Below are 8,403 nucleotides of genomic sequence, written 5' to 3' on the forward strand. Positions count from 1 at the left end.
GTTTTCAGCCATCGAACAACTTTGTAAGCTATTTCCAAAAGAGGCTCTTAAAACCTTCACTTCAGACAGAGGAAAAGAGTTTGCCTGCTATCCTCTGGTAGAGAATTTAGGAATTTCCTTTTTCTTTGCGGACGCCTATTCATCCTGGCAGAGAGGAAGCAATGAAAACGCAAATGGCTTACTAAGAGAATATTTCCCAAAGAAAACAGATTTAGCCGCTATCTCTGATGAGGTTTTAAACAAGGCTTTATATGATATCAATCACCGACCACGAAAATGTTTAGCTTACAGAACTGCTAGTGAAGCTCTAGAGGATGAGTTCAAGTAAATGTTGCACTTATTCTTGCAATTTATCAAACAAAAAAAAGAATTATAACTACCTAGTTAAGCAGAATCTTCGTGATGCACAGAATTATAGTGGTTGGTTGATGAATTTTGCCCCGACTGGAAATTTAAATTTAAAATTTGAGACAGAAATTACAAACGTGACGAGAAGCAAGAACTATTGGGATATTGATACTTCAGCGATTAAATTTATAGATGATTTGAGTTATACTTTGGAAAATAGGTGTTCAACTCCAGTGGCTAATTTAGATAGCGAATGGAGCGAAGAAGAAGTACTGTTTCTTTTAAATAAATCAATTGGTAATGGGAAAAGGGGAAAAGTTTACCAAGATAGCTATATTCCACTACGAAACTATCCTTCAGGTGGTGCACAATATCCTATTAAACTATACCTTGTTATGAATAAAAATATTGATTTTTTTAAGTCTAGTAGGTCCTATGAAATCCATCCGGATTTAGGAATTATAACAGAGGTTGAAGTTGAGGACTGTAAATTCGAAGATATTTTTGCGATTTCTCACTTTAATAAAGAGACCAGTGAAGAAACTAAAAAATTATCATTTGCGATTATCATGAATATGAATTTGAAACATAGTTTTAAAAAATATAAATATTACTCTAAGCAACTGGCTATGCTTGAAGCTGGTCATATTGCTCAAAATTTACAGCTAGTCTCCACCGGCCTGGGGAAAAAATCGCTCCCTAATGGTGGGATACTGTCGGATTTCAGTAAGAAAATTATAGGTCTGGAAGGAAGTAAAGATGATATTGTTGTGTATGGGGTGACGTTTTAGATGAAACAAATTTATATTAATCCGTTTTATGATGTAATCATTAATTGTGACAAAGAGATCAATATAATTAATAAAGTATCAAATAGAATACTTTTTAAAGGAATCTCTGAAAAAAGCAATGGGGTTGAACAGCAAGAAAAAGTATTACTCAAGAAGATAGAGAAGCTTTTTTCAAAACATTTGATAGTCACAAAACAAGAGTATCAGTTTTTACTAGATTTAAAAAAATATGTTGACGATATTGACAATTCTATAAAAGAGGATGTTAAATTTTCCCATTTATTTGATGATTGGCTGTTTAGTACTCAATTAGATAAAGTAGAAATTTTGGACGGAGAGGTGCAAGTGAAGCGGTTGCTATCAAATGATAACGCTACGTATCAAGAAGCAATTCTTGAAATTAATCTAGAAACTGATTTGGACTACAACAAGTTGTTGCTTACCTTGAAACACTACAAATATGTATATATTTGTAGTGTTGGTGATTTTACAACGGTAGGGCCGTTTCTTGAACAAAGTCATTTGAAAATCGAAAATTTTTTTGAGATTTTTACTAACCAAGAAATTGATGAGAGCTTCATTGATAGTTCACTGGAGGCTGGTGTCAAACAGTTTGTGAATAACTTAGTTTACAATATGCTTGTTGAAAGAATTAGTAATTTTTTATTAGCGCAGTCCCCTTTTTACAATAGAAAGATTTATATTAAATCTAACAATAGGATAGAACTTGGAGAGGAATTGGCTCTGGTCTAATTGAATAGAATTATGGATATATTTGATTACGGAAGGCAGGTGTATCGGTTGCTTCACTCTATACCTGAGGGATCAGGACAAGAGTATAAAACTAGTCAGACTATTTCAAAACTTGTTGAAGCGATAGGAGGATATACCTTAGTGCACAATGGTAAGGAAGGGCTCGTTTATTCTAATTGTCACCCACAAACTTACATATTTGATCTTGCTTTTCGAGCGGAAATGGATGCAATCATACTACCTAATAATGATGCTTTCCATGGCTGTGGACATGATTTACACATGACTTCTTTAATACAATTAATGGCCTTCCTAAAGATTTTTCCATCAAGTCGAAAAATTTTATTTGTATTTCAGAGTTCTGAAGAAGCTGGGAATGGGGCCAAAAATATGGTCAATACTTTGAATCATAAAGGAGTTAGAGTAAATAAAATTATTGGTCTTCACAATGCACCAGATATTTTGGTAGAAGATTTAGCAATAAAAAAAAATGAAACCTTATCTAATAATTTTACTAATCGTTTAACGATTCAATTTTATGAAGAAGAACGGTATGATTATCATATGCCAAAAAATCCTTTGTCGAATTGGTCAGAGATTTATTCAAAAATAACTACTCTCTACAATCATTTATCTGGGGTATTATTTAGAATAGGTGAGTTTAGATCGAATGGCCAAACTGGAATACAGGCGGACGAACTTTCTTTTAGCCTATCAATTCGTTCTAATGAGCTTCCACTTAAAAGTTTGTACGAATTATTTGATGAGTTAGTAGTAGAAATCCAAGACCTTAATTATGTCAAACACTTATTTGTAGAAAACATTAATTATCACTGGCGGATTTATAATAGTCCAAAAATATATGAAATAATCAAAAATAATAGACTCTTTAATACCTTAGAGATTCCGGATAGTTTCACATCAGATGACTTTTGCTATTATGAAGGAATTGCACAAGAGATTTTCTATTTGTTTTTAGGTAGTTTTGAAAATGCTGTCGTTTCAAAAACACATACCAAAATATTTAGACCTAATCTAGATTTTCTCAATAATTCACTCAAGTTATATAAATTTTTATTGGAGGAAATGTAATGTATATCTTTTACAGACAAAATAGAAAATCAGTTAGTGACTTTATCAACTGCTTTTACGAAGGTGAGACTGACGATGTAATCAAACAATTGCAAGAAACAGATTACCGAATAAATGAGATTTCAAAGCAGCTAATAAATAATATTGACGATTATATATATAAAAATGAATTAAAGTATCCAGATGCAAAAGACTATCTGACAGTAAAAAGAAAAGTAAAGAGAAGAAAAGTATTAAAACAACAGTTTGAAAAAATTGCTGAAGAAATTCCATTTTATAATAGTCTGTTAGCGTTAAAGATAGAACTGGAAGAAAAGGTGAATAAAGCTTTAGAGAGTGATTATAAAAAACAAGTAACTGAATTTCCTAAGTTATTCTCTGAGGAAGAGTTACTTCTATTTAGAAATGAACATTTAAAATATAAGTTGATGAAACAGGGAAATATAAGCTTAAAGAAAAAAGACAGGATTTCTTTATATCATTATATTTCGCAGTTAAGTCTTAAAACAGGTGGAGTGGGGTTTGCAAATAGTATAGGCTGCTTCGAATTGGGAAATTCTACTCATCATATGAAGCCAAAACAAAACTATGTTGTTGATATCCATAACTATTTGTTAAACAGATTATATTTTAAAGTTTTAAAGGGAAATCTATCTAATTTTGTAGGAAGTTTTTTGGTTAATTTCAATTACGTTATTGATAGGAAAAAGAGTTTTGTATTATTTAAAGTCTTACTGGATGATCCTGATTCAAATATATTTCGCGGTAAAGAAAGAGAAGTTAAATTAGAATTGACTTCGCCTATCAAGTGGTTGTTAACGAAAGATAAAATCTCAATCCAAGGTTTGAATGAATATTTTGGTAATGATGAAATCATTCAATTACTTAATTATGGTATTTTACGATATGCTCATCTCAGACCCCGTGATGACTTTAGTTGGATTGATAACTTTGACATTCTCGAACCTTCTCTTTTAGCAAAATTAAGGCAAATAGGAAATCTATTGCAGGATTTGAATTATCAATTTTCATCTGTAGACTTTTCGCGTATAGTAGAATTAATTACAGATCTTTGCCAAAAGTATAGAGTAGATACGTTAGGCTCTCCACTCCTTACTATTGATACTTATAAAGACAGCCTTGACTTGTCTAATCAACAAGTAAAATTTTTAAAGAATTTTATAAGTAAAATAGGGAGTCTAAGTGAGTTTTATTCAATTTTTGACGCCTCTAAAAGGGTTGAAGAATTGGCTTATAATTTTATGATTTATCATTACCCGGAAGGGAAATCTTTTAAAAATTTTATGGATTTAGACGAATTTTTTAAAGAATTGGCCGAATTCGTTTTTGAAAAAATCAATTTAGGCGCTCTACGTTCGGGATTTTTTGAGTTTGCTGATTATCCTCTAATAGCTTTCATTATAAATAAGATTTGTTCGTCTAACTCTCAAGACTTTCTTTTTTCAGAAGACGATTTAGAAGAGATATTAAAAAAATTAAAGTTAAACAGTTACAATTCAGATCACTCCTACGCATTCTTTGTTCAGACTGGTAAAGAGGGTGTGTATTTGAACCATGTCTATAAGGGGCTAGGAATCTTTAATAATCGATATCGAGATAACTTTTCTGCTAATGATTTTGAACAGAATTATAATTTTGGAAGAATTTTTGACACCCCTTATTACTTCGGTTTTAATGCAAATAAAAGGCCTGAACGTCCAAGCCTTGATATGTTTGGACTATCTGAGTATCCCAAAGAAAGTGAATTGGATTACCGAGATATCATGATAACGGTAGACAGTTCTAAAAGATGTCTGAGGTTTTTAGATAATATTGGTAAAGAATTTTATTTTTCTTTTTTGGGCAACATGACACCAATAGTATTTCCTAAAACATTGGCTATGTTTAATAGTCTGTCATTAACGGGTGGAATGTATTTTGATTTGTCTGATTTGGTTCTAAGAAAGAAATATGCAGACAATAAGGATTTAAATGTTTTTATCTCTCCACAAATTTATTTTTTGGATAAAGAAATTATTATATCTAGGAGTAAAACTTTAGTTCGAACGACCTTGTTGAAAAAGATTTTTAATGATAGTCAAAATAATGCTCAGATTTTACTTGGTATAAAGAAAATTTATCCCAACTCATCGTTGTTTGTCAGAGAATTTTTTGTTGACAGTGATTTCAAAAGCAAAATAAAAAAACCGCTTTTTGTGAACCTCAACAGCTCTATAGGATTGGAAAACTTTATAGATTACGTGGGAAAGGTTGATTGGGTAACACTTGAAACTCCTCAACCTGAATTTAGCCAAGACCATTTAACAGAATTTATTGTTGAAAGTAAGAATACAATCCCAGATAAGTAGCTATTTATTCTGACAAAAGTAGGACTATATAACTGGGAACCATAGTCCCATATATTGATAGTAAAAAAGGAGATAAGAATGTTTACATTAACTAATATTGAAAAGACATTCGGTGGAACGAACAAAATTTTACAAGGAATCTCTCTTTCAATTGAAGATGGTGAACGAATTGCTTTGCTTGGAAGTAATGGTGCTGGTAAGACAACTTTGCTGAAAATTATTTCTGGACAACTTAAACAGAATAAAGGAACAATTAACTCGAAATTAGATTTTCAGAGTGAAATTGGTATGATGCCACAAGGGGATATTTTGATTGATGATTTAAAGGTGAAAGAAATTGTGAATTTGAAGGCTTATATGAACCGCCTAAGGGAGAAAAACATTGATAGTCTTTTAGAGAAAGTTGATTTAAAAGATCAGAAAGACAAATTTGTGTCTAGTCTTTCTGGAGGACAAAAAAGACGTCTCTCGTTATTATTGGCAATTTTAAATAATCCAAAATTAATTTTTCTTGATGAACCAACTACTGGGATGGATTTAGAGTCAGTTGATAAATTCTGGGAGCTATTAAAGAAGCAAGATGTCACCTCGGTAATAGTAACCCATGATTTTAATCAAATTGATAAGTTCTTTACCCGAGTCTTAATTTTAAAAAATGGGAAGATCTTTGCTGATGAGAAAGTTGAGGTCATTCATCAACAGGGTTTAACAATCGAAAAGTTTTATAGAACTATTAATGATAAGGAGATTTAATATGCCAAAATTTATTCAATTAAAACAGGTTATACGTAATAAACGTTTTCTGCTGTTCACTATTTTTATTCCAATAGTTTGGTATGCTTTTTTGCATAATGTTCAAAGCATTTCATCTAATATTATTTTAGGGATTGCAGTTTTTATTGGTATTATTGGCAATAGCTTGGCGACATTTAGTAAAAGGATTTCATCTAATATTGATTTCTATGCCTTTGAATCACGATTTACTCATTATAGTATCAAGAACTATCTCTTTGACCAGACATTTATTCAAATTGTTTTAAATACTCTGATCTTCTTTGCAATCCTTTTTTCCGCTGTAGCATTCTTTAAATTTCCTATAGCAAGTATAGTTTTTGTTCAATTTTTACTCTTAATGTTGATGGGAATATATTTTAGTATCATTGGCTTTGTTATGGGAGTTCGATTAGATACCAAAATTATCGATACGGTTAGCTTTCCGATTATTATTGTGGCATCTTTGACGATTATTCCATTCAAAAACCTAGGTGCCTCAGGAAATTTTGTAGATATATTGAGTAAAATCCAAATGATATTTCCCGGCTACTACTATAGTAGTATTATCAACGCTCTAATGAAGGATAATCCTGTTAAAACAAACGATATCCTTTTGTTTTTAGTAACATTTTTTCTCAATATCATTGTGCTATATTTTTTGATTCCACATGGTCAACTGAAACAAAGAGTTGCTAAATAAAATACTATATGTACTAATTTAACTATAGAATTTAATTTTTTTCAAATTGAGAAAGCTTATGCGGTGACAACGGTAGTTGGCCTGACTTTAATGATGGTCGGAGTAGGTTTTGCTAGTGCAGATAGTAATACCGACAAACATAGAGAAAGAGTAGCTGATCGTTTAAACATAATGGAACATCCATTCGACTCTATCCTCCTAGTTAGTTTAGAAAATTTATCTTATTCGCGAATATGATAAATTTCAAAAAAATATCATATTTGCGAATATCAAGAAATCGGAAATTATAGTGATATAATTCATATGTAAGCGATTTAATTAACTGTTTACGCCATATCGCTTTAAAAGTTCTGCTAGCTATATCTTTAATCGTAGTATGAAATTTAAACAAGGAGGAAAGTCATCATGACAAAAAGACAATCACGTCTTGTTAAAGCGGGATGGGTATGTATTGGCTGGGGCTTCGTTTGCTGGTGCTAATTAATAAACGGAAACCTAGCACAGAGTTTAGTGGATAGCCGTATAGCTATCCACTTTTTAGATGAGGAGAAAAAAATAGTATGAAGTATTATCACACTATGCAGGATCTCGCATCAGATTGTGGAATAGCGGTTGTGAAATCAATTTTATTGACATATGGGCGGTACGATGAAACTCTATTAACAGATAGACTTCAACATCTTAATATTGACCAAGGATTATCATTACTTGATATTGAAGAATTGCTTTCAATCTTTGGAATATACGGTAGTAATTATCAGGTTAATGAATTTAGTAATCTTAATTTTAAAACTCCTTGTATTCTAGTGACGAGAAGGGATGGGATAAACCATTACATTTTAGACTACGGAAAACAAAACGATAAGTTGGTTGTTTCTAATCCTGCTGAGAAGACTATTAGCTACCAGTCGTTTGAAGAAGTACGAGATATTTTTAATGGTTTTGCTTATATTGTTGAAAGCGATGATCCTAAGGTCGTGTTGAAAGAGACAAGTGCAACTAGTGAAAATGATAATAACTCCTTGAGTTTTAAAGAAAGGTTGAGCCTGTTTTTATGACGAGCTTACTTTGGCTAATTCCCTTGTTTATTATTTTTTCTATTCAATATTTAATTGTTTTTCAAGCTAGAAATATGTCTTTTAGTATGGTAATTTATGTATTACTAGTGTTAATTTTTTTTCATTGATAAAATTAAGGATACTGTCAATAATTATGTGTAAACACTCAAGTAGAGTTACGGAGTGTTAATCAAATAAGCTTTCAAGTGTGTCAGAACATTGGCCAAACCCTTTATGGATTCGTTGACTTTGCTTGAAATTATAATCTTCAAACAAAGTAACTAAATAACGTTCCAGAGCCTCCTCGTTAGGAAAAAGAACCTTCTTTTTCGTTTGACGTTTGATTTCTTTGTTAAGAGACTCAATGAGGTTTGTCGAATAAATGCTGTGTGCCAAATCTGGTAGGGAAACTGATAAAAAGTTAAAAGATTATCCGTATTCTCCAAACTTTCCATCACTTTCCTATACTTTGGCTTCCATTCAGCGATAAAGTCCTCCAAAGCTTGGACTGCCATTTC

At 31.5% G+C, this 8,403-nt stretch carries 8 protein-coding genes and 1 pseudogene; 8 read left to right on the forward strand and 1 reads right to left on the reverse strand.

The window, feature by feature from the left end; genetic code table 11:
- The 8 genes from BS63_RS0110085 to BS63_RS0110120 form a co-directional block, all read left to right on the forward strand.
- A partial coding sequence (locus BS63_RS0110085) for an IS30 family transposase (RefSeq protein WP_028798574.1) occupies positions 1-328 on the forward strand: 328 nt, incomplete at its 5' end.
- Positions 315-1,139 (forward strand): nitroreductase family protein, encoded by an 825-nt coding sequence (locus tag BS63_RS01000000111135; RefSeq protein WP_050585027.1) that lies wholly within the window; start codon positions 315-317, stop codon positions 1,137-1,139. The genes BS63_RS0110085 and BS63_RS01000000111135, both read left to right, overlap by 14 nt.
- A complete protein-coding gene (locus tag BS63_RS0110095) occupies positions 1,140-1,892 on the forward strand; it encodes a hypothetical protein (protein ID WP_002962656.1) in 753 nt (250 codons plus the stop codon).
- A 12-nt stretch (positions 1,893-1,904) separates the two neighbouring features.
- The gene (locus BS63_RS0110100) at positions 1,905-2,984 is read left to right on the forward strand and encodes a M20/M25/M40 family metallo-hydrolase (protein WP_019777473.1); all 1,080 of its coding nucleotides are present in this window, start codon (positions 1,905-1,907) and stop codon (positions 2,982-2,984) included.
- Positions 2,984-5,353, forward strand: a complete 2,370-nt coding sequence (locus tag BS63_RS0110105) for a hypothetical protein (protein ID WP_002962658.1) — start codon at positions 2,984-2,986, stop codon at positions 5,351-5,353. The genes BS63_RS0110100 and BS63_RS0110105 overlap by 1 nt, the downstream gene beginning before the upstream one ends.
- A 78-nt stretch (positions 5,354-5,431) precedes the next feature.
- On the forward strand, positions 5,432-6,106 hold the full coding sequence (locus tag BS63_RS0110110) for an ABC transporter ATP-binding protein (protein WP_002962659.1): 675 nt from the start codon (positions 5,432-5,434) through the stop codon (positions 6,104-6,106).
- A gap of 1 nt (position 6,107) precedes the next feature.
- On the forward strand, positions 6,108-6,827 hold the full coding sequence (locus BS63_RS0110115; protein ID WP_002962660.1) for a hypothetical protein: 720 nt from the start codon (positions 6,108-6,110) through the stop codon (positions 6,825-6,827).
- Between the two features lie 560 nt (positions 6,828-7,387).
- Entirely contained in the window at positions 7,388-7,885 is a 498-nt protein-coding gene (locus tag BS63_RS0110120) for a cysteine peptidase family C39 domain-containing protein (protein WP_002962661.1), read from the forward strand.
- A 186-nt stretch (positions 7,886-8,071) separates the two neighbouring features.
- On the opposite strand, the pseudogene BS63_RS0110125 reads toward BS63_RS0110120, so the two are convergent.
- Positions 8,072-8,403: pseudogene (locus BS63_RS0110125) on the reverse strand (transposase); the annotation flags it as partial.

The sequence above is a fragment of the Streptococcus sobrinus DSM 20742 = ATCC 33478 genome (genome assembly GCF_000686605.1).
In the GTDB taxonomy this organism is placed as follows: domain Bacteria; phylum Bacillota; class Bacilli; order Lactobacillales; family Streptococcaceae; genus Streptococcus; species Streptococcus sobrinus.

Bases quoted from the DNA above. Each gene is read 5' to 3' on its own strand.
- BS63_RS0110120 (WP_002962661.1), top strand. From the start codon at position 7,388: ATGAAGTATTATCACACTATGCAGGATCTCGCATCAGATTGTGGAATA.
- BS63_RS0110100 (WP_019777473.1), top strand. From the start codon at position 1,905: ATGGATATATTTGATTACGGAAGGCAGGTGTATCGGTTGCTTCACTCT.
- BS63_RS0110105 (WP_002962658.1), top strand. From the start codon at position 2,984: ATGTATATCTTTTACAGACAAAATAGAAAATCAGTTAGTGACTTTATC.
- BS63_RS0110110 (WP_002962659.1), top strand. From the start codon at position 5,432: ATGTTTACATTAACTAATATTGAAAAGACATTCGGTGGAACGAACAAA.
- BS63_RS01000000111135 (WP_050585027.1), top strand. From the start codon at position 315: ATGAGTTCAAGTAAATGTTGCACTTATTCTTGCAATTTATCAAACAAA.
- BS63_RS0110095 (WP_002962656.1), top strand. From the start codon at position 1,140: ATGAAACAAATTTATATTAATCCGTTTTATGATGTAATCATTAATTGT.
- BS63_RS0110115 (WP_002962660.1), top strand. From the start codon at position 6,108: ATGCCAAAATTTATTCAATTAAAACAGGTTATACGTAATAAACGTTTT.